The 1,041-nt window shown below is 29.4% G+C and carries 1 protein-coding gene; it reads right to left on the bottom strand.

Features of this window, described 5'->3' with window-relative positions; translation table 11 throughout:
* The coding region (locus F3G86_RS10580) for a hypothetical protein (RefSeq protein WP_188116467.1) at positions 1–1,041 on the bottom strand (1,041 nt) is incomplete at both ends.

Below are 1,041 nucleotides of genomic sequence, written 5' to 3'. Positions count from 1 at the left end.
CACTATATCTCTGGCATCATTAATATATTTTTCCATTGTATTTTTTTGAATCTCATTTAATTTTGGATTTTTTAAACTATTTACTAAAGAATTTACTTCTCTTTCCAGTCCCTTTTTGGCATTAAGTAGTTTTTCTATATGCCCAGTATCTAGTATATCACCAGATAAATTTTTTCTAACTTTTAGCATATGATTTATCTCACTGATTTTATTGATACTTTTTAATTGACTAGCAGTTAGCTCAGCAACCACAACCCCATCACTACCACTATTTCCATTGTGTTTTATATTTGTGTTAGAAGTTGGATTATCTATTTTAGTAACATCACTAGTTACCTCACTAGGCTTTTTACCAAACCTATCCCAAACTGCTTTTCCAACTTTGTTTGTAATAGCACTAGAGCCAGTAAGTCCAGCTATAAATTCAGTATCCCTTGCAGTTACACTCTCATAGTCGCCTAATACTATATCTAGTTCGCCTTTGTCTATACCTTCTTTTATTTCACTTGGTATATTTGGGATATTAGCTAACACATTGACAAATTCTTTTGGGTTACTTACTAGATAATAAACTCCAGTTATTGTATCTTTTACAAGATTTATTCCACCTTTTGCAAACCCTGTTGCAAAGTTTGCTATATCATTACTAAGTTTTGTATCTACTTTTAGATTTTTATCATAGAATTCTCTATTATTAGTAAAACTATCTAGATAGACATACCTATCCTCATATTGCTTCTTATCTGGATTAAAGGCATTAGTATTATCTAGAGTTGTATTATAAAAGCTACTTTGCTTTATGAAATTTGTTGCTAGTTCTATATTATATAGATCATTTGAGCTTAGACTTTGTCTATAAGTTTCATTAAATGATTTATCTGTTAAAGACACTGCTGCTTTTGCTAGGATAGATTTTGCTTCATCATCACTATAAATTTTATTTGTTGTAGTTTGTAGTTTTGATTTAAAGCTTTCTATATTGTTTTTATTGTTTATAAAGTCTATCTCTCTTTGATGAAGCTGTCTATTATAAGTATCTGC

It is taken from the genome of Campylobacter concisus, assembly GCF_902460595.1.
Lineage (GTDB): Bacteria > Campylobacterota > Campylobacteria > Campylobacterales > Campylobacteraceae > Campylobacter_A > Campylobacter_A concisus_BL.
Note: the sequence above shows the minus strand (reverse complement) of the source record. Positions and strands in the feature narration are given on the sequence as shown.